The organism is Aurantibacter aestuarii, assembly GCF_003008425.1.
In the GTDB taxonomy this organism is placed as follows: domain Bacteria; phylum Bacteroidota; class Bacteroidia; order Flavobacteriales; family Flavobacteriaceae; genus Aurantibacter; species Aurantibacter aestuarii.
Genome location: NZ_PXOQ01000009.1, coordinates 146,747 through 170,626, shown reverse-complemented (window position 1 = coordinate 170,626; position 23,880 = coordinate 146,747). Strand labels below are relative to the sequence as shown.

At 31.7% G+C, this 23,880-nt stretch carries 24 protein-coding genes; 19 read left to right on the top strand and 5 right to left on the bottom strand.

What is annotated here, in order from left to right; all coding sequences use genetic code 11:
• Positions 1 to 42 precede the first annotated feature (42 nt).
• On the top strand, positions 43 to 867 hold the full coding sequence (locus tag C7H52_RS07540; protein ID WP_106463290.1) for a phosphatase PAP2 family protein: 825 nt from the start codon (positions 43 to 45) through the stop codon (positions 865 to 867).
• Positions 868 to 978: 111 nt separating this feature from the next.
• On the opposite strand, the gene ychF is transcribed toward C7H52_RS07540, so the two are convergent.
• Positions 979 to 2,073, bottom strand: a complete 1,095-nt coding sequence (gene ychF / locus C7H52_RS07535; RefSeq protein WP_106463289.1) for a redox-regulated ATPase YchF — start codon at positions 2,071 to 2,073, stop codon at positions 979 to 981.
• Between the two features lie 136 nt (positions 2,074 to 2,209).
• A complete protein-coding gene (locus C7H52_RS07530; RefSeq protein ID WP_106463288.1) occupies positions 2,210 to 2,563 on the bottom strand; it encodes a 4Fe-4S dicluster domain-containing protein in 354 nt (117 codons plus the stop codon).
• Between the two features lie 140 nt (positions 2,564 to 2,703).
• Between C7H52_RS07530 and C7H52_RS07525 the strand changes: the two genes are divergently transcribed.
• The 12 genes from C7H52_RS07525 (at position 2,704) to C7H52_RS07470 (ending at position 13,544) form a co-directional block, all read left to right on the top strand.
• Positions 2,704 to 3,762: an acyl-CoA reductase gene (locus tag C7H52_RS07525; RefSeq protein ID WP_106463287.1), complete on the top strand. Its 1,059-nt coding sequence runs from the start codon at positions 2,704 to 2,706 to the stop codon at positions 3,760 to 3,762.
• Between the two features lie 74 nt (positions 3,763 to 3,836).
• The gene (serC, locus tag C7H52_RS07520) at positions 3,837 to 4,901 is read left to right on the top strand and encodes a 3-phosphoserine/phosphohydroxythreonine transaminase (protein ID WP_106463286.1); all 1,065 of its coding nucleotides are present in this window, start codon (positions 3,837 to 3,839) and stop codon (positions 4,899 to 4,901) included.
• 63 nt (positions 4,902 to 4,964) lie between these two features.
• The gene (locus C7H52_RS07515) at positions 4,965 to 5,927 is read left to right on the top strand and encodes a D-2-hydroxyacid dehydrogenase (protein WP_106463285.1); all 963 of its coding nucleotides are present in this window, start codon (positions 4,965 to 4,967) and stop codon (positions 5,925 to 5,927) included.
• A gap of 98 nt (positions 5,928 to 6,025) precedes the next feature.
• Entirely contained in the window at positions 6,026 to 6,661 is a 636-nt protein-coding gene (locus C7H52_RS07510) for a DUF937 domain-containing protein (RefSeq protein ID WP_106463284.1), read from the top strand.
• 79 nt (positions 6,662 to 6,740) lie between these two features.
• Positions 6,741 to 7,187, top strand: a complete 447-nt coding sequence (locus C7H52_RS07505) for a DUF6146 family protein (RefSeq protein WP_106463283.1) — start codon at positions 6,741 to 6,743, stop codon at positions 7,185 to 7,187.
• 33 nt (positions 7,188 to 7,220) lie between these two features.
• A complete protein-coding gene (locus C7H52_RS07500) occupies positions 7,221 to 7,715 on the top strand; it encodes a DUF6787 family protein (RefSeq protein WP_106463282.1) in 495 nt (164 codons plus the stop codon).
• On the top strand, positions 7,716 to 8,057 hold the full coding sequence (locus tag C7H52_RS07495) for a hypothetical protein (protein ID WP_106463281.1): 342 nt from the start codon (positions 7,716 to 7,718) through the stop codon (positions 8,055 to 8,057).
• A gap of 33 nt (positions 8,058 to 8,090) precedes the next feature.
• Positions 8,091 to 10,493 carry a TonB-dependent receptor gene (locus C7H52_RS07490; protein WP_106463280.1) on the top strand — a complete coding sequence of 801 codons (2,403 nt, stop codon included), beginning with the start codon at positions 8,091 to 8,093 and terminating at the stop codon, positions 10,491 to 10,493.
• Positions 10,494 to 10,505: 12 nt separating this feature from the next.
• Positions 10,506 to 11,075 carry a type 1 periplasmic binding fold superfamily protein gene (locus C7H52_RS07485; protein WP_106463279.1) on the top strand — a complete coding sequence of 190 codons (570 nt, stop codon included), beginning with the start codon at positions 10,506 to 10,508 and terminating at the stop codon, positions 11,073 to 11,075.
• Positions 11,076 to 11,190: 115 nt separating this feature from the next.
• Positions 11,191 to 12,189 (top strand): metal-dependent hydrolase, encoded by a 999-nt coding sequence (locus C7H52_RS07480; protein WP_106463278.1) that lies wholly within the window; start codon positions 11,191 to 11,193, stop codon positions 12,187 to 12,189.
• Position 12,190: 1 nt separating this feature from the next.
• Positions 12,191 to 12,658 (top strand): DMP19 family protein, encoded by a 468-nt coding sequence (locus C7H52_RS07475; protein WP_106463277.1) that lies wholly within the window; start codon positions 12,191 to 12,193, stop codon positions 12,656 to 12,658.
• A 112-nt stretch (positions 12,659 to 12,770) separates the two neighbouring features.
• Positions 12,771 to 13,544 (top strand): CDP-alcohol phosphatidyltransferase family protein, encoded by a 774-nt coding sequence (locus C7H52_RS07470; protein ID WP_106463276.1) that lies wholly within the window; start codon positions 12,771 to 12,773, stop codon positions 13,542 to 13,544.
• 20 nt (positions 13,545 to 13,564) lie between these two features.
• On the opposite strand, the gene C7H52_RS07465 is transcribed toward C7H52_RS07470, so the two are convergent.
• Together C7H52_RS07465 and msrA are read right to left on the bottom strand one after the other, a co-directional pair.
• Positions 13,565 to 13,864, bottom strand: coding sequence for a hypothetical protein (locus tag C7H52_RS07465; protein WP_106463275.1), 300 nt, complete (start codon positions 13,862 to 13,864; stop codon positions 13,565 to 13,567).
• Positions 13,865 to 13,916: 52 nt separating this feature from the next.
• Positions 13,917 to 14,462: a peptide-methionine (S)-S-oxide reductase MsrA gene (gene msrA / locus C7H52_RS07460; protein ID WP_106463274.1), complete on the bottom strand. Its 546-nt coding sequence runs from the start codon at positions 14,460 to 14,462 to the stop codon at positions 13,917 to 13,919.
• A gap of 122 nt (positions 14,463 to 14,584) precedes the next feature.
• Between msrA and C7H52_RS07455 the strand changes: the two genes are divergently transcribed.
• The 5 genes from C7H52_RS07455 to C7H52_RS07435 all read left to right on the top strand — a co-directional run bounded on the left by C7H52_RS07455 (position 14,585) and on the right by C7H52_RS07435 (position 21,057).
• A complete protein-coding gene (locus tag C7H52_RS07455) occupies positions 14,585 to 17,074 on the top strand; it encodes a DUF5916 domain-containing protein (protein ID WP_106463273.1) in 2,490 nt (829 codons plus the stop codon).
• A gap of 26 nt (positions 17,075 to 17,100) precedes the next feature.
• Positions 17,101 to 17,763: an ABC transporter ATP-binding protein gene (locus tag C7H52_RS07450; RefSeq protein WP_106463272.1), complete on the top strand. Its 663-nt coding sequence runs from the start codon at positions 17,101 to 17,103 to the stop codon at positions 17,761 to 17,763.
• Between the two features lie 104 nt (positions 17,764 to 17,867).
• Positions 17,868 to 19,070: a sensor histidine kinase gene (locus C7H52_RS07445; RefSeq protein WP_106463271.1), complete on the top strand. Its 1,203-nt coding sequence runs from the start codon at positions 17,868 to 17,870 to the stop codon at positions 19,068 to 19,070.
• A 6-nt stretch (positions 19,071 to 19,076) separates the two neighbouring features.
• Positions 19,077 to 20,282 (top strand): GAF domain-containing sensor histidine kinase, encoded by a 1,206-nt coding sequence (locus tag C7H52_RS07440; protein WP_106463270.1) that lies wholly within the window; start codon positions 19,077 to 19,079, stop codon positions 20,280 to 20,282.
• A gap of 10 nt (positions 20,283 to 20,292) precedes the next feature.
• Positions 20,293 to 21,057, top strand: coding sequence for a TIGR02757 family protein (locus C7H52_RS07435; protein ID WP_106463911.1), 765 nt, complete (start codon positions 20,293 to 20,295; stop codon positions 21,055 to 21,057).
• 57 nt (positions 21,058 to 21,114) lie between these two features.
• On the opposite strand, the gene glyA is transcribed toward C7H52_RS07435, so the two are convergent.
• Positions 21,115 to 22,389 carry a serine hydroxymethyltransferase gene (gene glyA / locus C7H52_RS07430; protein WP_106463269.1) on the bottom strand — a complete coding sequence of 425 codons (1,275 nt, stop codon included), beginning with the start codon at positions 22,387 to 22,389 and terminating at the stop codon, positions 21,115 to 21,117.
• A gap of 198 nt (positions 22,390 to 22,587) precedes the next feature.
• On the opposite strand from glyA, the gene fahA reads away from it, so the two are divergent.
• Entirely contained in the window at positions 22,588 to 23,877 is a 1,290-nt protein-coding gene (gene fahA, locus C7H52_RS07425; RefSeq protein WP_106463268.1) for a fumarylacetoacetase, read from the top strand.
• Positions 23,878 to 23,880 lie beyond the last annotated feature (3 nt).

The window sequence follows — 23,880 nt, the reverse complement described above, 5'->3', positions numbered from 1 at the left end:
TAGAATTGGTTCCATTCCTTAGATTCGTAAAAAAACTAAACCATGAAAAAGATATTTATACTTGTACTCATTTTTACCTACTTTACATCTCAAGCACAAACCCAAACCTCTCCTTACGAATGGAATTGGACTAGAGATGGAATATGGACTGGTACTGCTTTAGGTGTTAGTGCTGGAGGATTGTTAATTATTTCTGGAAAAGAGCCTTTTTCTGAAGCTGAAATAGCTGATTTTAAAACAAAAATTGATGACATAAACGGCATAGACCGATGGGCTGCAGGCAATTACTCTGAAAATGCCAGTAAAATAAGTGATATTCCTTTTTATCTATCTTTTGCCGCGCCATTTACACTGTTATTTGATGATGAAATGAATGACCATGCTGGACAATTATTTGGAATTTATATACAAAGTTTAGCTACAACAAGTGCTTTATTTACAGTAACTGCAGGATTAACAAATCGTGCAAGACCTTATGTGTATTCTAATGACCCTGATTCTTTTGAAAGACAACGAAGCACATCTGCGACCAGATCTTTTTATTCTGGACATGTAGCTGCAACAACAACAGCAACATTTTTTGCTGCAAAAGCTTACCAAGATTTTAACCCGGATTCTCCTGCAGTACCTTACATATGGGCTGGAGCTGCAGCTTTACCTGCTGCTGTAGGTTATTTTAGAATGGAAGCTGGTCAACACTTTTTAACCGATGTTTTATTAGGTTACGGTTTAGGTGCTTTAGCTGGATACTATATTCCTGAATTACATAAACGCAAGGAAGATTCCAATATTGGTTTTACACCAATTATGGGACGTGACGATTTTGGAGGCGATTTTCAAGGTTTTAGCTTGAGCTATTCTTTTTAAATAGATTATTGTATTATTAAAATAGAACTAAAAAAAGTCCCAAAACATCTGTTTTGGGACTTTTTTTTGGATTATAATATATGATTGTATCTAAATGCTAACAGCTAATAATTAGACATTAAATAAGAAATGCATCACATCGCCATCTTTAACAATGTACTGCTTTCCTTCTACTCTCATTTTTCCAGCTTCTTTAACTTTAGCTTCACTACCGTACGTCACATAATCTTCATAAGCAATTACTTCAGCTCTAATAAATCCTTTTTCAAAATCGGTATGAATAACACCCGCAGCTTGTGGACCTGTAGCACCAACATCTACCGTCCATGCTCTAACTTCTTTAACACCTGCTGTAAAATAGGTTTGCTGGTTTAACAGTTTATAAGCAGAACGAATTAATTTTGCAGCGCCAGCTTCTTCTAAACCAATATCTGCTAAAAACATTTGGCGTTCTTCATAATCGTCTAACTCATTAATATCGGCTTCGGTACCAACAGCCAAAACTAAAACTTCGGCATTTTCGTCTTTAACCGCTTCTCTAACCTTTTCTACGTATGCATTTCCAGATACAGCAGCACCTTCATCTACATTACACACATACATAACAGGTTTATCTGTTATTAATTGAGAAGGCTTTACAAAATCTTCATAATCATCTTCAGAAAATTCTATAGCTCTTACAGAAACACCTGCTTCAAGATTTTTCTTGATTTCCATAAGTACTGCTTCTTCTTTTTGAGCTTCCTTATTTCCTGTACGTGAAGCACGTTTAACCTTTTCTAATTTTTTATCGACTGTTTCTAAGTCTTTAAGTTGTAGTTCCATATCGATAGTTTCTTTATCTCTAATAGGATCTACACTACCATCTACATGGACAATATTATCATTATTAAAACAACGTAAAACATGTAAAATAGCATCGGTTTCACGAATATTAGCTAAAAACTGGTTTCCTAAACCTTCGCCTTTACTAGCACCTTTAACCAATCCTGCAATATCAACAATTTCTACAGTTGCCGGGACCACACGCTCTGGTTTTACTAATGATTCCAGTTTTTCCAAACGTGGATCTGGTACGTTAACCACACCAATATTAGGTTCTATGGTACAAAATGGAAAATTGGCACTTTGTGCTTTGGCATTTGACAAACAATTAAAAAGGGTCGATTTACCTACGTTTGGTAAACCTACTATTCCTGCTTTCATAAATTACATATTTAAACTATCGCAAATGCGAAATTTATCTTTTATTGGGTGCAAATGTAAGTAATTATTAATGTTTTTAAATAAAAAAATCCTAAGCATATACTTAGGATTTTGATATTGTATTTCTAAGAAGAGTTTAATCTTCTGGATGCATAAATTTTTGTTTCCCTAATAAAACTTCTTCAGATTCTACATGATCATCATCCGGCACACAACAATCTACTGGACAAACCGCAGCACATTGTGGTTCTTCATGAAACCCAACACATTCTGTACATTTATCTGGAACGATGTAATACACTTCATCACTAATTGGTTCTTGTGCTTCATCTGCATCTACTTCCTTACCATTTGGTAAAACTAATTTTCCATCCAGACTTGTACCATCTTTATATCTCCAATCGTCTGCGCCTTCATAAATTGCTGTATTTGGACATTCCGGTTCGCAAGCCCCGCAATTGATACATTCATCTGTTATTATAATTGCCATAGTATATTTTTAATTTAATTTGAGCATGTCATGTTTAAAAACAACATGTACGGTTATATTAACCTTTTAATTGCTCGTTTACTTTACTTAACTTTGCAAAGCAAAAATAAAGCCAATTCATTTTATAACCAAACGATCTTATGCAATTACAACAAAGAATTAACGCTTTTCATGAATTAGGACGGTTTCTTCAACAGTTTTCTACAAAAGAGTTTAAAAAAGATGATTCTGTTTTAAATAACGACCTGTTTTTTGAAGGCTTTAAACATCAAATTAAATTAGCAAAAGAGCATAATGGATGGTTTGATTTAGACAATTTAGTTTATAGTTTTAAATCTTGGTCTAAGGCGCTTAAAAAAGAAAATTTAGAAGAATTTCTAAGTTCTTATAGCATCACTGAATCTTCAAATAAAACAGTAGCCATTATTATGGCTGGTAATATTCCTTTAGTAGGCTTTCATGATTTTTTGTGCGTCTTACTTACAAGTCATAAGGTTTTAGTAAAACAATCTTCTAACGATAAACAATTATTACCTTTTTTAGCAAAATATTTAGAATACAGTTGTCCTGAATTTAAAGGAAAAATAAGCTTTACAGAAAATAAACTTGAACGTTTTGATGCAGTAATTGCTACGGGAAGCAACAATACATCCCGTTATTTTGAATATTATTTTAAAGGCAAACCTTCTATAATTCGTAAAAACCGAAACTCTGTCGCTATTCTCGATGGTTCAGAAACTGAAGAAGATTTAAAAGCGCTTTCCGAAGATATTTTTAGATATTATGGTTTAGGTTGCCGAAATGTTTCTAAACTTTTTTTACCAAAAGACTATAATTTTGATGCCTTTTTTAAAGGTATTTACCATTGGCAGGATTTAGTAAATAGCGCTAAGTATGCCAATAATTATGATTATAATAAAGCCGTTTATTTAATGAGTGAATTTGATATGCTTGAAAATGGTTTTTTTATGATAAAAGAAGATGAAAGCTACAGTTCTCCAATTGCAACTCTGTTTTATGAGTATTATGATTCTGTATCAGATCTTACAACTAAACTTGATAAAGATGCCGATTTAATACAATGTATGGTATCAAAATTAGATTTTAAACATACCATTGATTTTGGACAAACCCAGCAACCCAATTTATCAGATTTTGCAGATGATGTGGATACTATTGAATTCTTGTTAAAAATTTAATGGAATATTTATCATTTTATTATCACTATTTAATACATTATTTAAGACCTTTGTTAACCTAAAACACAACTAAAATGCAAAAACACAACTTTAGCGCAGGTCCATGCGTATTGCCAAAAGAGGTTTTACAGAAAGCTTCAGAATCTGTATTAAATTTCAATAATGATAATCTTTCTCTTTTAGAAATCTCTCACAGAAGCAAGCCTTTTGTAGATGTTATGGAAAATGCAAGAGCCTTAGCTTTAGAGCTTTTAGGATTAGAAGGTAAAGGTTATAAAGCATTATTTTTACAAGGAGGAGCTAGTATGCAATTTTTAATGGTAGCTCAAAACTTATTAGAAAAAAGAGCAGCTTATTTAAATACTGGAACCTGGGCTAACAATGCCGTTAAGGAAGCGCGTATTTTTGATGATATTTTAGAAGTTGCTTCTTCTAAAGATGCTAATTACAACTATATTCCAAAAGGTTACGATATTCCTGAGGATCATGATTATTTTCACTGTACCTCTAATAATACCATATTTGGAACCCAAATGAAAACATTCCCTAACTCACCTATCCCAATGGTTTGTGATATGAGTAGTGATATATTTTCAAGAAGTCTAGATTTTTCACAGTTTGATTTAATTTATGCTGGTGCTCAAAAAAATATGGGACCTGCAGGAACAACACTAGTTGTTGTTAAAGAAGATATTCTAGGAAAAGTATCAAGAAAAATACCAAGTATGTTAGACTATAAAGTTCATATTGGTAAAGGCAGTATGTTTAATACACCTCCGGTTTTCCCTATTTATGTATCTATGTTAACTATGCAATGGTTAAAAGACTTAGGTGGTATTGCTGCTATTGAAAAGGAAAATGAGAAGAAAGCACGTTTAATCTATTCTGAAATTGATTTAAATCCGTTATTTAAAGGATTTGCAGCTAAAGAAGACAGATCGGATATGAATGCTACCTTTAGCTTAATAAATGATGACCTAAAAGAAACCTTTGAAACTATGGTCCAAGAAGCTGGAATTAACGGCTTAAATGGTCATAGAAGTGTTGGTGGATACAGAGCAAGTATGTACAATGCATTAACATTGGATAGCGTAAAAGTTCTTGTAGAAGTAATGAGCGAATTAGAACATAAAGCATAATTCAGTTATCAGTTTATAATTAAGTATTAGAACTTTTAATCAATTTAATCTAAAATTAGAACAATGAAAGTATTAGCAAATGACGGTGTTTCAAAAAGTGGAATTGACGCTTTAGAAGCTGCTGGTTTTGAAGTATTAACCACTACTGTTGCGCAAGAGCAATTAGTAGACTACATAAACAAACAACACATCACAGTTTTATTAGTTAGAAGTGCTACAACTGTAAGAAAAGATTTAATAGACGCCTGCCCTAGCCTTAAAATAATTGGTCGTGGTGGTGTTGGTATGGATAATATCGATGTTACCTATGCAAGAGAAAAAGGTTTACACGTTATTAATACACCTGCAGCTTCATCTCAGTCTGTTGCAGAATTAGTGTTTGCTCATTTATTTACAGGAGTTCGTTTTTTACACGATTCTAACCGTAATATGCCATTAGATGGAGATACAAGATTTAAAGAGTTAAAGAAAAACTATGCTAAAGGTATAGAATTAAGAGGTAAAACTCTTGGTATTATTGGATTTGGACGTATAGGTCGTGAGGTTGCTAAAATTGCTTTAGGTGTTGGTATGAAAGTCATTGCAAGTGATAAATTTGTAGGTAAGGCAGATATTAAAGTGGATTTTTATAACGGTCAATTTATTAATGTTGAAATTGAAACAGAATCTGTTGAAGATGTTTTAAAACATTCAGATTTTGTAACCTTACATGTTCCAGCTCAAAAGGAATACGTAATCGATAAAAAAGATATTGAATTAATGAAAGATGGTGCTGCTTTAATTAATGCTGCTCGTGGCGGTGTGGTTAATGAGGTAGCTCTGGTTGAAGCATTAAATTCTAGAAAATTAAGTTTTGCTGGTTTAGATACCTTTCAAGACGAACCAAAACCTGCGGTACAAATACTAATGAATGAGTATATTTCGCTAACTCCACATATTGGTGCTGCAACTAATGAAGCTCAAGATCGTATTGGTACAGAATTGGCAGAGCAAATTAAAAGCTTGCTACTTACCAGTCAAAATTAATAATTGTCTTAAATTATATTTTATATTTTAAAGTCTTAACCTTGCGTTAAGACTTTTTTTATGTAATTTGTTTGCTTAAATAATTAAACAATCAAAACATGTCGGGAATATTAGATTTATTAAATAGTGACTTAGGAAAACAAATTATTGGTGGAGTTGCCGGTTCAACCGGAACAGACCAAGATAAAACAAGTAGTGTACTAACTATGGCTTTGCCTGTATTAATGAAGGCTATGGAGCGTAACGCCTCTACTCCACAAGGAGCAGAAGGATTAATGGGTGCTCTTGGAAGTAAACATAATGGAAGTATTTTAGACAATTTAGGTGGTCTTTTTGGCGGAGGTGTTGATGAAGAGGTTAAAAATGATGGAGACAAGATTTTAGGTCATGTTTTAGGAGCTAAGCGACCTGGTGTAGAGTCTATTATAGGACAAAAAGCAGGATTAGATGCTGGTTCAGTTTCTCAAATCTTGAAAGTAGCTGCTCCAATTCTTATGGGAGTTTTAGGTAAGCAAGCACAACAAAACAATGTAAGTTCACAAGGTGGTTTAACCGATTTATTAGGTGGTTTACTTGGAGGAAGTAGTGCTCAAAACGAGCAAAGTTTCTTAGAAAAAATTCTTGATGCCGATGGCGATGGTAGTGTTATTGACGATGTTGCAGGAATGGTATTAGGTGGCTCTAAGAAAAAAGGAGGACTTGGTGGTCTTTTGGGAGGACTTTTTGGAAAATAATTTTACTTTAATATCTTAAATACAAGCCAAACTTTTGTTTGGCTTTTTTAATTTAATTAAATTAAACAAAAAAAAGAAGATGAAAAATGCTATTCTCGCACTAATGCTCTTAGTTTTTGTAGTTGGATGTAATTCTTCAAAAACAAATCCAAATAAAAATACTTCAGCTACAGAAAAAAACAAGCAAGTACAAAATGATACTGTCCGTATAGTTAACGAAGAAGCTGAATATGAAGTCATTATTATTGAGCCTGGGTTTAATACTTGGTTAGCTTCCAGAGCACGTCCAAGAGAATTTTATACACAAAGCTTTTTGGAAGCTAGAAATATAAGATATGTTACAGAATGGAACAACAGAGTATTACAGCCTCAACGTTATAACCCCAATTTATACGAATTACAAATTAATTATTATAACGGCATAGATTACGGTTATGAAGTAAATTATTTAATGTATAACTACTTTATTTATTTTCAAAACACATATAAACAAAACCTCTTAGGTGGGCGAGTTCCTGTAAATTAACCTATATTTGCAAACGCAAAATAAAATGTTTGAATGGAAGATTTTAAAAAGCGTTGGGAAATTACTAAAAACTGGCAATTACTATTTCCATTGCTTGGTATTATAGGTTTGCTCTTTAGTAGTTTTCGCTTAGTTAACCTTTTTATAAATGATGTAAATATATATATCAAATTTGTCCTAAGCTTAGTTCTAACAGTGCTTTTAATCAAGCTTTGTTTAATTATATTTAAAAAATTAGAACATAAGTGGGTTGTAAACCAAAGATGGGAAATTATAAGAATTTTCATCGTGTTTGCTATTACTGGTTCTTCTAGCCTATTTGTAGGCAGACCAATTATTAAAGCTTTAGGAATTACTAAAGAAAACTTAAATATTGTGGTGTATTATATACTTTTCACTATCATTGCATTAATTTTTTATCAAATTTTACTAGTAACTTTTGGCTGGATTTTTGGACAGTTTAAGTTTTTCTGGGAATTTGAGAAAAAAATGCTGAGACGTTTTGGCTTAGGAAGATTATTAGATTAAATGCAAAACTTTAAGGAACATATAATTTTAAAACTTGCTGTTATATTTTTAACGGCAATTCTTGTGTTTCCTAGCATTGTTAAACTATCTCACAGTTTTGAAAACCATAAACACGAAGTGTGTAATGGTGAAAAGCAAACTCATATTCACACTAAAGATATAGACTGTAGTTTATGTGATTTTAATACAACTAATTTTAATTATGATATTGTAAAATATCCCGAATTTCACAAAATTATTCATCCATCTAAGCCACTAAACACCTTTGTGGCTAGTTTTATAACGCTTTCAGATACTCACCCAAAACAATTAAGAGCTCCACCTCTATTCTATATTATTTAAAAAATCTTTTTTTTTAATTTTTAATTATAGAATATGCCACGTTTTTGTGCGCTGTTGCTATTACTTTTTTGTAATACAATAGTTTATAGCCAAACATGTACCAATACATTTACTGGTACTGTTATAGATTTACATGATAATTCCTTATTAGCTGGTGCTACAGTTATTCTTGCTGGAAGCGAGACGGCTGTACAAACGGATATTAATGGTGAATTCACCTTTAATAACCTATGTAATAGCACCTACTCATTTCAGGTTTCTCATCCATTTTGCGCGACTAAAGGATACACTGTTTTAATTGACGGTGATACTAATAAAACGTTTAAGTTAGAACACCATTTAGAGGAGCTTAATCAGGTGATTATTGAAGGAAATGCTTTTGCTAGCAAAACCCAAACCTCTAATGAACAAACTCTAAATACAAAAGACTTAGAAGCTTTTAGTAGCGGAAGCTTTGGAGACGCCTTAAATAGTTTAAGTGGTGTTTCTACCTTAAGTACCGGAAATGTTATTGTAAAACCTGTAGTTAATGGTTTACATAGTAGTCGTGTACTTATCATTAATAATGGGGTAAGAATGGAAGATCAGGAATGGGGATCTGAACATGCACCTAATGTTGACATTAACTCCTCTGGACGTGTTACCTTAATTAAAGGCGCAAATGCCTTACAATTTGGTGGTGATGCAGTTGGTGGCGTTATTGTTACTGAAGCTTCTAAAATCCCAGTTAAAGATACTCTTTATGGTAAAACATTAAGTACACTATCTTCTAACGGACGTGGAGGCGTAATTAGTAGCAAACTTACAAAAAGCTTCGAGAGTGGTTGGTTTACAAGCTTACAAGGAACATTTAAAAAATATGGCGATTTTGAATCTCCAGATTACATTTTAAGTAATACAGGAATTTTGGAGAGAAATTTCTCTGTCAATGCCGGACTTAATCGGTTTGATTATGGTTTTGATGTGTATTATTCCTTGTTTAAAAATGAAATCGGCATTCTTAGAGCTTCACATTTAGGTGGCGCACAAGACCAGGTTAGAGCTATACAAAGCAACGAGCCTTTAATAATAAACGATTTTACTTATGATATCAATTCGCCAAAACAAGATGTTACACATCACTTGTTCCGTGCGAAAGCATTTAAAAAATTTACCAATTTAGGTAAGTTGAGCTTACAATATGACTATCAATTTAATAATCGTTTAGAGTTTGATGTTCGTCGTGGAGACGACAAGGATAATGCTTCATTAGATTTAGATTTAAAAACTCATACCATAAAATTAGATTTTGAATCCAGTTCAATTCCAGATTTTAACATAAAAGCTGGTATTTCAGGAAGGCATCAAAATAATTTTGCCAATCCAGATACTGGTGTTAGACGTTTAATTCCAGATTATGATGCATATAATTTGGGGGTTTATGGTACTGGTAGTTACAATTTAAATTCTAAATGGCTTATAGATGCAGGTGTAAGATTTGATTACACCTATATGGATGTTTTTAAATATTACAGACAATCCTTATGGGAATCTAGAGGCTATGATATTTTATTTCCAGAATTAGTCATTCAAACCGTAGGAAATCAAATTCTAGTAAATCCTGAACTGCATTTTAACAATATGTCGGCTACAGTAGGGACTTTATATGAATTTAATGAGGATTATAACGCTTCATTTAACTATGCTTTAGCGTCTAGAGCACCAAATCCTTCTGAGTTATTTAGTGAGGGCTTACACCACTCTGCTTCTCGTATTGAGTTAGGAGATTTACGCTTTACTTCAGAAATTTCTCAGAAAATAGGATTAAACTTTAGTAAGACTAAAGGTATTTTCAGATACACTATTAATCCTTTTTTAAACCATATAAAAGACTTTATTGTTATTGAACCTACTGGAGTCCAACAAACTGTAAGAGGTAGTTTTCAGGTGTGGGAATATAGACAAGCCAGAGCACAATTACTTGGTTTAGACCTAGATGCAACTTTGGACTTATCAGATAAGTGGCAATTTAAACATCAATTTTCTTTAGTTAAGGGTTACGATTTAACTCGGGAAGATGCTTTAATAAATATGCCTCCTGTTAATACCCAAAATGCTATAACCTATACCAATTCTAAAATTAAAAATTTAAAATTAGAGCTTCAATCTGATTATAATTTTCGTCAGAATGAATTCCCAAACACAAATTTTGACGTGTTTGTTGCTGAGACGCAAACCTCAGAAAAAGTAGATGTGAGTACGCCTCCAGCTGCTTATCATTTACTAAATTTTAAGTCTAGTATAGACTTTAACATTAAAAACAATTCAATTATAACGGTTGGCTTAGGTGTAGATAACCTATTCAATACCAGTTATAGAAATTACTTAAATCGCTTAAGATATTATGCAGACGATTTGGGTAGAAACTTTTTATTAAACCTTAAAATAAACTATTAAATCATAACACTTATGAAAAATTTAAAACACATTTACGCATTAATCATTTTGTCTATCGTATTCACATCTTGTTCTAACGACGATGATAATTCATCTACAACGCTTCCAGCAGTTGTTAATGAAGAAGAAGTTATCACAACTCTAAATGTTAGATTAGAACCTGTTGGTGGCGGAACCGTTATTACATTACAAACCAGAGATCTAGATGGAGATGGTCCAAACCCACCAGCTGTGACAGTTTCTGGCAACTTACAAAATGGAATTACTTATAATGGATCTATAGAGCTTTTAAATGAAACGGTTGATCCTGCAGACGACATAACTGTTGAAGTTGAAGAAGAAGCAGATGAGCATCAATTTTTCTTTACTACGGGAAATAATTTAGATGTCACTACCACATATGAAAATTTTGATAACAATGGAAATAATTTAGGAACAGAGTTTTCTTTAACGGCAAATACTATAAGCACAGGAACCTTGACTTTTACTTTAAGACATGAGCCAACAAAACCAAATACTGGATTAGCGGATGCTGGTGGAGAAACAGATATTTCTGCAACTTTTAACTTAGAGATTCAATAAGAATTTCGTTTAATAGAAACTTAAAATCCCTTAACTTTATAGTTTAAGGGATTTTTTAGTTTATGTAGGATTTAACTCCTACAAACTATATTAATTCAAATTATCTGTTTATATATTGGATTCACTAACACAAATTGTATTAGGCGCGGCAGTTGGAGAGGCTGTCTTAGGTAGAAAAATTGGAAATAAAGCCATTTTATATGGTGCTATTGCTGGAACAATTCCAGATTTGGATGTTATAGCTCAATTTTTAACAGATACTGTTACAGCTTTAGAAATACATCGAGGATTTACACATTCTATCCTATTCTCACTACTCTTTGCTCCAATTTTTGCCTGGCTTGTTACCAAATATGAAACCTATAAAGAGTTTAAGGAATGGACCTTATTTTTCTTTTTAACATTAGTAACACATCCCATTCTAGACGCTCATACCACTTGGGGCACACAATTGTTCTGGCCTTTTGAAATACGTCTTCAATTTAAAAATATCTTTGTTGTAGATCCGCTCTATACCATTCCTTTTTTAGCTTGCTTAGTTTTAGCAATGTGTTATAAACGAACATCTAAAAAAAGACGTTATTTTAATCTATTAGGTTTAAGTATAAGCTCTTTTTACCTGATATTGACACTTATATTTAAAGGATTTGCAACGCAAGAGTTTACCAATCAATTAAAAGCACAGAATATTAAATTTAATACATTCGATACCAAACCGGCTCCACTAACAAGTATTTTATGGGCTGCCAATGTAGAAACTGATGATGCGTTTTTAATTGGATATTATTCTTTTTTTGACTCAAAACCTGTCCATTTTACAAGCTATCCTAAAAACCATGATTTATTAGGACACTTAGCACAAAATGAAAAGGTTAAGCGTATGATTACTATTTCTCAAGGTTGGTATACTATCAATTTGATAGATAATGAGATGTATTTCAATGATTTACGCTTTGGTTTATTAAGTTTAGATCCTCAGTCAAAAGATTTTGTCTTTTCCTATAAAATACAAGTTGAAGCCAACAATACCGTAAATTTTATTGAAGCCCCAAAACAGACTGAAGATGCAAAAAAATTACTTCCAGAGCTTTGGGATAGAATAAAGGGGAATTAAAATGACTGAAATAGATTTTGCCCTACAACAATCCAATCCTATCGACCAGATAGAACTGGTAGGTACAGTATTATGGAATAAAGCCGATAAGTTAGGCTCATTTACAAAATTAAGTCTTCCTGAAAGACATTTTATATACATAGATATTTTTGAGAGTGAATTAAATTATGGCGGCTTATTTCATTTTTTTTACAACACTTCTGGTGAATATACTCACGAGGTTTTAGAGGCATTTGAAGCTATTCAAGCAAAAGAATCAGCTTCACTTTTAAATTTAGCTATTCGAAAATTTCCTGAATTACCCGTTCCAAATGAAATTATAAAAAGACGTTTTTATATGAATAACCTTGATGACTCCATACAAACTTACTGGCAAAACCTAGAACTTCAATTTGTTGATTGTAAAGAAGATATCATTCATCTCTTAGTGTTATACATTAAGAAACATAAGACTAATTTTGAGTATTAATTTCGTAATCGTTTTACAGTAATTATTCGTAACTTTACACCACTTTAGATTTTGAAATGGCGATTTAAAGACTTTGGTATATTCCTAAAATATGTATTAAGCCATAACTTTCATGTCCAAACTTCCTAAAGAGTTTCAGTTTACCGATCTATCAGATTATGGTCGACCAATTGCTATTAAAATTGCTTCAGTATTTGTAAAAACAAGCTTTACGCCTATCCATATGACTTTGTTGTTTGTGGTGTCGGGCTTAATAGCTGTGTATTGTATTTCTCAAGCTTACTTTCTTGCTGCCGCCTTTTTTTTAGTATTAAAATCCATTTTAGACGCTGCAGATGGCGAATTAGCTCGTCTAAAGAAAACCCCAAGTTATACCGGTAGATATCTAGACTCTATAGCAGACATTGTTTTAAATGCTATTATTATTTATACCATTTGGAGTATTACTGGAGCTTCTGCATGGTACGCTATAATCGCATTTTTAGGGCTTCAACTACAAGGCACTTTATATAATTATTATTATGTTATACTAAGAAACAAACATCTTGGTGGAGATACCACTAGTCGCGTGTTTGAGGTTAAAACTCCTTCTGCTTTAAAAGGTGAATCTCAAAAGCATGTAGATACTTTATTCAAAATTTATAGACTATTGTATGGTGGATTTGACAAAGCTATTTATATATTAGATCACAATGCGCACAAAGCCAAAGCTTTACCTACCTGGTTTATGAGCGCTTTATCTATTTATGGCTTAGGGTTTCAATTATTATTAATTGGAGTACTTCTAATTTTTGGCTTGAAATCATTTATAATTCCAATATTTATAAGCTTAACAGGCTTTATTATTGTATTTATTGGTATTAGAAAAGTTTTTTTAAACGAATAAATTTTATGGTGTATTCACATTTAAGGTTTCAGGGTTTCAGGGTTTTCCTGTTTACCTTTAATAAGATACGTATAAACCCACATTAGGGTAAATGTTGGTATAATATCCATAAATGGCAATGCTTCCTCTATAAAAGAAATAACTGCACCTACCTTACCTGCCTTGCCTCTATATAATTTTGTCATTAAGTATGCAGATGCTGGAGCCCAAACAATATCAGAGAATTCCCCAATTCCAGGTATTAAAAAACTCACATATCCTAAGGCATCAAAAAGTAGACTCAGAAGAAGCATGATGAATTTATTGTTTTGTAATTTCATTAAAATATAGTTTAATTCATTTAAAGATAACAAATAGTATTCCTTATTTTACTTAAGCTTTTAACTTATCACTATAAAACCTTTTAATTTTATCTAATTTTGGCTCAATAACTAATTGGCAGTATCTATACTCCGAGTTATTTTTATAAAAATCTTGGTGCTCTTCTTCTGCTCTATAAAAAGCATCTAAGGGCGATATTTTGGTTACTATATTTTCATTAAAGACCTCTTCCCGCTCTAATAAAGAGATAAACTCTATAGTTTGCTCTCTTTGTAAATCGGTATTATAAAAGACCTCACTTCTATATTGTGTACCTACATCGTAACCTTGTCTATTTAAAGTGGTTGGATCATGTGTCGCAAAAAAAACTTCTAGAAGGGTTACAAAAGAGACTTCTTCTTCATTATAAAAAATTTGAACAGCTTCTGCATGTCCAGTCCTACCTGAAGTTATTTCACGATACGCAGGATTTTTTATATGCCCTCCTGTATAACCAGAAATAACTTTATTTACACCTTTAATAGCATCAAAAACAGCTTCGGTACACCAAAAACAACCTCCGGCAAAAGTTGCTACTTGTAAATTCTCTTTTTCCATAAGTAAATTTAATAATAGTTGTTTAAATTAAACCTTTAAATACTTAAACAATATTGTTATTTAACGTTTTCTTAAGAGCTTAAACATATAGTAAAAGTAATTTTGCGACACAACGTATTTTCATGAAATATACCTTATATATTTTGCTTAATTTATTCATAATTAGCAATATAAACGCACAAGACAAAAAGACTTATTACATCAATCGGACGGAAATTGCACCAAAAATAGATGCGATACTTGATGATAATGCATGGAAAGATGTACAAGTTGCCACAAATTTTATTGAATTTAGGCCAAATCCTGGTACTGTTAATGCTGAAGAAAAGCGTACTGAAGTAAAAATGAGTTATGATAACGATGCTATTTATATTTCGGCTTATTTATATGATAATCCGGAAGATATTATGACTCAATTTACCCAACGAGACGATTTTGGTCAAAGCGATTTTTTCGGAATTATTTTTAATCCAAATAATGATGCTCAAAACAACACAGAGTTTTTCGTATTTAGTTCTGGAACACAAGCAGACGCTGTTGAAAGCCCTAGTAATGGAGAAGATTTTGGTTGGAATGCCGTTTGGGAAAGTAGTGTTAAAATGCAGGATAATGGTTGGATTGTAGAAGTAAAAATACCTTATCAGGCCTTAAGATTTACCCAACAAGAAAATCCTACTTGGGGTATACAATTTCACAGACATTTTAGAAAAACCAGATCTCAAAGCACATGGAATCCCATAGACGTTACTAAAGGTAATGTCGGTTTATATAATGCAGAATTAAAAGGTTTGACCAACATAAAACCACCTGTAAGATTAAGTTTTTATCCATACGCATCTTATTTAGTAAGTGATTTTGATAATGAAACTGAAAGTGATTTTGCGGCTGGACTTGATGTAAAATATGGAATTACTGAAAGTTTTACTCTGGACGCTACTTTAATACCAGATTTTAGTCAGGCGGGATTTGATAACGTCATATTAAACTTAGGTCCTTTTGAACAACAATTTGCAGAGCAAAGACAGTTTTTTACTGAAGGTATCGATTTGTTCAATAAAGGTAATTTGTTTTATTCTAGACGTGTTGGAGATAGCCCTTCAACGTATCCAAATATTACAGAAAACGAAGAAGTAATAGATTACCCTGATAAAGTACAACTACTTAATGCGGTTAAAGTTTCAGGACGTACAAAAAAAGGTTTAGGTATTGGTTTTTTTAATGCAATTACAGAAAAAACCGAGGTCAATATTCTTAAAACCGAAGATTTATTTGATGCAAACACAAATACTACTGAAACTTTAATAAGTAAGAGAAAAGAAACTGTAGAGCCTCTAGCTAATTATAATATTATGGTCTTGGACCAGCAGTTTAATAAAAACTCTTCTGTAACCCTTATAAATACAAATGTTACAAGAAATAATAATTTTAGAGATGCTAATGTAACAGGTTTATTAGTAGATCTAGTTAATAAGCAAAATACGTATGGCTTAACAGCAGAAGCAAAAATGTCTACATTTAATGATGAGCTTGGTAGAGAAAGCGGTTACAGTACACAAATAGGTGGCGGAAAAATTGGAGGAAATTTTAGATATAATGCCAGTTATAGTTTTGCCGATAAAAATTATGATATTAATGATTTAGGTATTTTATTTAGAAATAACTATCAAAATATAAATACTAATTTTTCGTACCGAAGTTTTAAACCAACAAAGACTTTAAATAATTACTACACAGGATTATACTTTCAATATAATAGAATTTACGATCCTAATGAGTTTTCTTCTTTTACTATAAATGGAGAGTTTAATGCAACAAACAAAAAACTGCATTCTTTTGGTACTAATTTTGAAATTAATCCTGGAGAACAGTACGATTATTTTGAGCCGAGAAATAATTTTAATAGTTTTTTTACTACAAAAAATTACTACCGCCATAACATGTGGATTTCAAGTAACTATAATAACTTTTTCGCTTTAGATGCCAATTTAGGTTATGCTACACTTTTTGATGATTCTAGAAATTTTAATAATATTTATTTTAGTGTTTCTCCAAGATTTAAATTTAATGAAAGATTCTTACTAGTTTTAGAGTTTGAAAGAGATGAACAGCGTGGAGATATTGGCTATGTTAACGGTCAAAATATAGATGGTGAAATTGTTTTTGGAGATAGAGATCGTACAGATATTGAATCTAGCATTTCTGCAAGTTATAACTTTAACTCTTACCATGGTTTAAATCTTACGTTTCGAAATTATCTAAGTCGGGTAACCTATAAGAATAAATTATTTACGCTTCAAGAAGATGGTAGCTTAAACCAAAGTGAAACTATTACTAAAAGCAATGTAAACAATGACCCTAATTTTTCTCCAGATGCAAATTTTAATACTTGGAATTTAGATTTAGGCTACACTTGGCAATTTGCTCCCGGAAGTCAACTAACAGCACTATACAGAAACCAGATTTTTAATTTTAGTAACGCATCTCAAGATAGTTTTTTTGATAGCCTGGATGATTTATTAAAAGAAGAACAAAGAAATACACTATCGCTTAGGTTAGTATATTTTATTGATTACGTTTCAATAAAAAAATTACTTCAAAGAAAAAATAGCTAATTTAGCACAGATTAAAACTAGGTTAAATGATTAAGGCTCGAAATATAAATAAGCATTACGGAGATCTTCAAGTGCTTAAGAATGTAGATTTAGACGTTGAAAAAAGTGAAGTGATTTCTATAGTTGGAGCATCCGGAGCAGGTAAAACGACTTTACTTCAAATTTTAGGTACATTAGACCATTTAGATTCTAAAGGTACATCAGAGCTAATTATTAATAATCAAGATATTACAAAGCTCTCTGAAAAGGAATTGGCTAAATTTAGAAATAATCATATTGGATTTATATTTCAATTTCATCAGTTATTACCTGAGTTTACAGCATTAGAAAATGTTTGTATTCCTGCCTTTATTAATAAAACACCAAAGCAAGATGCAGAAAAACGCGCTAAAGAACTTCTTGATTTTTTAGGTTTATCTCACAGATATCATCATAAACCTAATGAAATGTCTGGTGGAGAACAGCAGCGCGTTGCCGTAGCCAGAGCTTTAATAAATAATCCTGAACTTATTTTTGCAGATGAACCTTCTGGAAATTTAGATTCTGAAAGTGCAGAAAATTTACACAATTTGTTCTTTAAATTGAGGGACCGATTTGGTCAAACTTTTATTATTGTAACTCATAATGAAGAATTAGCAAATCTTGCAGATCGAAAAATTATTATGCAAGATGGTCACATTAAGGTATAATTTTAACACTATTATGAAAAAATGCCTTTTCTGTTAATGAATTGTTAAAAAAGAACATCTTTTTTAACAAAATTGTTTTATTTTTATAAATAAAACTTAAACATATGTTAAGTCCAACTACTCCGACGATAGACAAGCCAAGAATAAATGCTTTAAGGAACTACGAATTAAGTCGTAAAAAAAGTAAAAAATTTGATGATATTACTGAGTTGGCTACTCTTGTTACTGGTTTTCCAATTAGTTTGATTTCATTTGTTGAAGAAGATGAGGTTTGGTTTAAATCTACTAAAGGCATGGACATTTGCAGTAGCGACAGAGATTTATCTTTTTGCAGCTATGCAGTAGGTTCTAAAAATGATATTTACGTTGTAGAAAACACTAAAGCAGATGAACGTTTTTTTGATCATCCCTATGCTAATTTAGGTGAGCAATCTGTTATTTTTTATGCTGGTATTTGCCTTATTGACAAAAAAGGATTTAGAATTGGAACTCTTTGTGTCATAGATCATAAGCCTAATATTTTAAGCGAAAAGAACAAAAAAACTTTACAACTTCTTGCTAGTCAAGTAATGAAATTGGTAGAATCTAATAAACTAAATAAAGAATTTAAAAAAAATCAGAAAAATTTAAAAATTCAAAACAAAAATTTAAAAGACTTTGCTGGTCATGTTTCTCATGATATGAAAATGCCATTAGCAAATATGATTGTAACGTCAGATATCTTAAAAATGCGTTACAGTAAAAATTTGGATGAAAAAGGTAATGAGTATTTAAATTATTTAAAACAATCCTCACTTACTCTTAGTTCCTATATTTCTGGTCTACTAGAACATTACGAAAGTGAGTCCTTATCTTCTCATAACAACGAAACATTTTCTTTAAATCATTTATTAGAAGAAATTATAGATTTATTAAATATTAATGTGGACTGTACCATTAATTTCCCTGAGAAAGATCTTAAAATGACTACTAATAGAGCTATACTAGAACAAATTTTACTTAATCTAATAGGAAATAGCATAAAGTACAGCGATAAGAAAAAAACAAAAATCACTTTATCCTACAAGCATAAAAATGATAAAACTTTTATTAAAATTGAAGATAACGGTGCTGGAATTCCAAAAAATAATTTAAAAGATATTTTTAATTTATTTACTACTGTAGGGCAATTAGACCGTTACGGCAACAAAGGACATGGAATTGGTTTAAGTACTGTTAAAAAATTAGTAACAGAATTAGGTGGTAAAATAAAAGTAAAGAGTAAATTAGACGTTGGAACAACATTTATATTTTCAATTAAAGACTAAACCCGTTTGATTGCACCACAGAAACCTCTAGACGAAAATAAACGTCTTAAAGCTGTAAAAAGCTACGACATACTTGATACTTTACCTGAAAGTGATTACGATAATATTACAGAAATAATTGCTTCTGTATTGGATGTCCCCATTTCTTTAGTAACCTTATTAGATGATCATAGAAATTTTTTAAAATCGCATCATGGAGTACCTTTTAATGAGTCTCCAAGAGACATTTCATTTTGTGGCCATGCTATATTAGAAAAAGATCCTATTTTTATAATTGAAGACGCTAGAAAAGATGAGCGTTTTACTGGAAACCCTTTGGTTACAGAATATAATGCCATTTTTTATGCTGGAGTACCTCTAATAAACCCAGATGGATTTGCTTTGGGGACTTTATGTGCTTTTGGACATGAACCAAAAAATCTTACCGAATTTCAAAAAGACATCTTAATAAATCTAGGAAAACAAGTTGTTCATTTATTTGAATTGAGAAAAAGAAATAACGAGTTAACTAAGGCTAAACTTCAACTAAAAGTTCAAAATAATAATTTAAAACAATTTACAGGTCATGTCTCTCATGATATGAAAATGCCTTTAGCCAACATGATTATATCTTCGGATATATTAAAGCAGAAATTTAGCGGTCAAATTGGAGAAAAAGGAACAGAATATCTTGATTACATTAAAAATTCGGCTCTAAAATTAAGTGATTATATCAACAGACTTTTAGAGCATTATGAAAGTGACCATATAAAAGGTTTCGAAACTCAAGAAAGCTATTCTGTAAATCATATTTTAGAAGATTTAATAGATTTATTAAATATAGATAGTAGTTGTGAAATTAGGATACCAGATCAAGATTTTGAGATAACATGTAATAGAACAGCGATTGAACAAATTTTTTTAAACTTAATAGCTAATAGTATTAAATATTGTGACAAACAAGTTGCCATAATAGAAATTACAAGCCAATTAAAAGATGATTTTATTTATTTTGAAGTTAAAGATAATGGTGTTGGCATACCAAAAGATAAATTGAACTCTATTTTTGATTTATTCTCAACTGCCGGACATTTAGATAAGTTTGGAGAAAAGGGACATGGCATTGGGTTAAGCACAGTAAAAAAATTGGTAGAAAGTCTCGATGGAGAAATAACTGTAAACTCTGAAGTAAATAAGGGTACCACTATCCTATTTTCTGCAGCATTAGACTAATATTATTTTGATTTCCAATATAGACCTTAAAGAATTTTTAGACAGTAAAGTTTTACAATACAATAATTTAAATTTTATTGAATCAGATCCCATACAAATTCCACATTTATTTACTCAAAAGGAGGATATTGAAATTGCAGGTTTTTTAGCTGCCACTATTTCTTGGGGAAATAGAAAAAGTATTATAAAAAATAGCCATCAAATGATGGATCTATTAGAGCAATCGCCTTACGATTTTGTAATGAATCATTCTAAAAATGATTTAAAACCATTAGAATCTTTTGTTCATAGAACATTTAATGGCCTTGACTTTATAACATTTATAAAAGCTTTGAAGCATATCTATGGTAAACACAACGGATTGGAAGCTGTATTTAAAAAACATGCAGAACCTAAATCTTTACAAAAAAGCATTCACCACTTTAAAAAAACTTTTTTTGAAGTTGAGCATCTTCAACGCACACAAAAGCATATAAGTGATCCTTTAAAAAATTCGGCAGCAAAACGAATTAATATGTTTTTAAGATGGATGGTACGGAACGATCAAACCGGTGTAGATTTTGGACTATGGAAGAGTATTTTACCACAACAATTGTCTTGTCCGCTAGATGTACACTCTGGAAATGTCGCTAGAAAGCTTGGATTATTAGTTCGGAAACAGAATGATGCTAAAGCTTTATTAGAATTAGACACATCGTTACGTGAATTAGACTCGAAAGACCCCGTGAAATATGATTTTGCTTTATTTGGCTTAGGTGTTTTTGATAAATTTTAATAAATAAAAAAGATCGCATTTGCGGTCTTTTTTATTTATTTATTATTTATCTATCATTTAGGCTTTAAATAAAGGCAAATCTTTCATAAGCCCGTTTACTTTAGATTTAACAGCCTCCAAAGTAGCTTCATCTTCAAAATTTGTAATGACTTCATCTATTAAGTCTACGACAACTTTCATATCTGCTTCTTTAAGACCTCTTGTAGTAACAGCTGCAGAACCAATACGAATTCCCGAAGTTATAAATGGACTTTTATCGTCAAAAGGAACCATATTTTTATTTACAGTAATATCGGCTTTAACTAAGGCTTGTTCAGCATCCTTACCAGAAATATTCTTATTACGTAAGTCTATTAGCATCATATGGTTATCTGTACCACCTGATATTAATTTATAATTTTTTGCCACAAATGCTTCAGCTAAAGCATTTGCATTTTTCTTTACCCGTAGCATATAGTGCAGAAACTCATCTGTTAAAGCTTCACCAAATGCAATTGCTTTTGCAGCAATAATATGCTCCAATGGACCTCCTTGATTACCAGGGAAAACAGCCGAATCTAATAAAGAAGACATTTTACGAAGACTTCCATTTTTTAAAGTAATTCCAAATGGATTATCAAAATCCTCACCCATCAAAATCATTCCGCCTCTTGGTCCACGTAATGTTTTATGGGTTGTAGTGGTAACAATATGACAATGCGGAATTGGGTCATTTAATATTCCTTTTGCAATCATTCCTGCAGGATGTGATATATCTGCTAGTAAAATTGCATTTACACTATCTGCAATTTCACGAAAACGTTTAAAATCAATATCACGCGAGTATGCTGAAGCTCCAGCGATAATAAGCTTTGGTTGTTCTTTGGTAGCAATCTCTTGGATTTTGTCATAATTTAATAAGCCTGTCTCCTCTTCTACTCCATAAAATGACGGATTATATAAACGTCCAGAAAAATTAACCGGAGAACCGTGAGTTAAATGTCCTCCATGAGATAAATCGAATCCTAATATCTTATCTCCTGGTTTAATACAAGCATGAAAAACTGCTGTGTTTGCTTGACTACCAGAATGCGGTTGTACATTAACATAAGCTGCCCCAAATAATGCTTTTGCTCTGTCTATTGCTATTTGTTCAACTTCATCTACAACTTCGCAACCACCATAATAACGTTTTCCAGGATAACCTTCTGCATATTTATTAGTTAATACAGAACCTGCAGCTTCCATCACTTGGTTACTTACAAAATTCTCCGATGCGATAAGTTCTAAACCATGTAATTGGCGTTCCTTTTCAGCTTCAATTAGTTCAAATATTTGTTCGTCGCGTTGCATAAAAATTGATTTTTTAATAAGTGGCAAAAATAAGAAATAGAAAAGTTTTAAACTTCAAATAATAGAAATTGTTTCTTAAAAGCTTCAATTTTTGAAATATTCAAATTTTAACTCATATTTAAATCCTATTATTAGTATTAAAATCAAAAATTATGTACGTTTGATACAAATTCAAGAATCGTAAAAAAACAAAATCATATGCCAATTACAGCTAATAATCCAGATAGAAAATCATGGTTACATGTCGATAAAAATTCAGATTTCCCAATACAAAATATACCATTTGGTGTATTTTTAACAAGAGATGATATTATCACTATTGGGACAAGAATTGGAGATACTGCAATAGACTTAGGTGCTTTACACCAATTAGGCTATTTTGAAGGCATCCCACTAACTGATGATATTTTTTTACAAGATACTTTAAACGATTTTATTGCAGATGGTAGACAAACCTGGAGAGCTGTTAGAAATCGAATTGCAGAAATTTTTGATGCTGAAAACGATAGTTTAAAAAATAATTTAAAACATAAAGAAATTGTACTATTTAGATTAGATGAAATTGAAATGCAACTTCCAGTTCAAGTTGGAGATTATACCGATTTCTATTCTAGTATAGAACATGCCACTAATGTAGGTACTATGTTTAGAGATCCGGATAATGCTTTATTACCAAACTGGCTGCATATTCCAGTAGGTTATCATGGTCGTAGCAGTTCGATAATCCCATCGGGGATTCCTGTTCATCGTCCGCAAGGTCAAACCTTGCCTGCTGGTGCTGACGAGCCTGTTTTTGGCCCAAGTAAATTAGTAGATTTTGAATTAGAAATGGCATTTATAACCACAGATGCTAACGATTTAGGAGAGCCAATCCCAGTAGATGAAGCAGAAGAATATATTTTTGGTATGGTATTATTTAACGATTGGTCTGCTAGAGACATTCAAAAATGGGAATATGTACCTTTAGGTCCATTTTTAGCTAAAAACTTTGCTTCTTCAGTGTCTCCATGGATTGTTACCTTAGATGCTTTACAACCCTATAAAGTAAAAAGTCCGGAACCACTAAAAAAACAATTACCTTATTTGCAACAAACTGGCAAAAAGAGTTACGATATCAATTTAGAGGTTGCTATACAACCTGAAAAGTCTAAAGAAACTGTGGTATCAAAATCCAATTTTAAGTACATGTACTGGACTATGTCTCAACAACTTGCACACCATACCGTTAATGGATGCCCTGTAAACTCTGGTGACTTAATGGGAAGTGGTACCATTTCTGGTCCAACACCGGACTCTTACGGATCTATGCTTGAGTTATCTTGGCGTGGTGAAAAACCTGTAAAAATGGATGATGGTTCAGAACGTAAGTTTATACAAGATAATGATACCGTAATTATGCGGGGGTTTTGTGAGAAAAATGGTGTACGTATTGGTTTTGGTGAAGTAAGCACAAAGTTATTACCTGTTTTTAAAGGAAAGAAGAAGTAAATA

Bases quoted from the DNA above. Each gene is read 5' to 3' on its own strand.
- ychF (WP_106463289.1), bottom strand. From the start codon at position 2,073: ATGAAAGCAGGAATAGTAGGTTTACCAAACGTAGGTAAATCGACCCTT.
- C7H52_RS07540 (WP_106463290.1), top strand. From the start codon at position 43: ATGAAAAAGATATTTATACTTGTACTCATTTTTACCTACTTTACATCT.
- C7H52_RS07510 (WP_106463284.1), top strand. From the start codon at position 6,026: ATGTCGGGAATATTAGATTTATTAAATAGTGACTTAGGAAAACAAATT.
- C7H52_RS07455 (WP_106463273.1), top strand. From the start codon at position 14,585: ATGAAATATACCTTATATATTTTGCTTAATTTATTCATAATTAGCAAT.
- C7H52_RS07485 (WP_106463279.1), top strand. From the start codon at position 10,506: ATGAAAAATTTAAAACACATTTACGCATTAATCATTTTGTCTATCGTA.
- C7H52_RS07475 (WP_106463277.1), top strand. From the start codon at position 12,191: ATGACTGAAATAGATTTTGCCCTACAACAATCCAATCCTATCGACCAG.
- C7H52_RS07515 (WP_106463285.1), top strand. From the start codon at position 4,965: ATGAAAGTATTAGCAAATGACGGTGTTTCAAAAAGTGGAATTGACGCT.
- C7H52_RS07530 (WP_106463288.1), bottom strand. From the start codon at position 2,563: ATGGCAATTATAATAACAGATGAATGTATCAATTGCGGGGCTTGCGAA.
- C7H52_RS07450 (WP_106463272.1), top strand. From the start codon at position 17,101: ATGATTAAGGCTCGAAATATAAATAAGCATTACGGAGATCTTCAAGTG.
- C7H52_RS07490 (WP_106463280.1), top strand. From the start codon at position 8,091: ATGCCACGTTTTTGTGCGCTGTTGCTATTACTTTTTTGTAATACAATA.
- C7H52_RS07525 (WP_106463287.1), top strand. From the start codon at position 2,704: ATGCAATTACAACAAAGAATTAACGCTTTTCATGAATTAGGACGGTTT.
- fahA (WP_106463268.1), top strand. From the start codon at position 22,588: ATGCCAATTACAGCTAATAATCCAGATAGAAAATCATGGTTACATGTC.
- C7H52_RS07500 (WP_106463282.1), top strand. From the start codon at position 7,221: ATGGAAGATTTTAAAAAGCGTTGGGAAATTACTAAAAACTGGCAATTA.
- serC (WP_106463286.1), top strand. From the start codon at position 3,837: ATGCAAAAACACAACTTTAGCGCAGGTCCATGCGTATTGCCAAAAGAG.
- C7H52_RS07505 (WP_106463283.1), top strand. From the start codon at position 6,741: ATGAAAAATGCTATTCTCGCACTAATGCTCTTAGTTTTTGTAGTTGGA.
- C7H52_RS07470 (WP_106463276.1), top strand. From the start codon at position 12,771: ATGTCCAAACTTCCTAAAGAGTTTCAGTTTACCGATCTATCAGATTAT.
- glyA (WP_106463269.1), bottom strand. From the start codon at position 22,389: ATGCAACGCGACGAACAAATATTTGAACTAATTGAAGCTGAAAAGGAA.
- C7H52_RS07495 (WP_106463281.1), top strand. From the start codon at position 7,716: ATGCAAAACTTTAAGGAACATATAATTTTAAAACTTGCTGTTATATTT.
- C7H52_RS07465 (WP_106463275.1), bottom strand. From the start codon at position 13,864: ATGAAATTACAAAACAATAAATTCATCATGCTTCTTCTGAGTCTACTT.
- msrA (WP_106463274.1), bottom strand. From the start codon at position 14,462: ATGGAAAAAGAGAATTTACAAGTAGCAACTTTTGCCGGAGGTTGTTTT.
- C7H52_RS07445 (WP_106463271.1), top strand. From the start codon at position 17,868: ATGTTAAGTCCAACTACTCCGACGATAGACAAGCCAAGAATAAATGCT.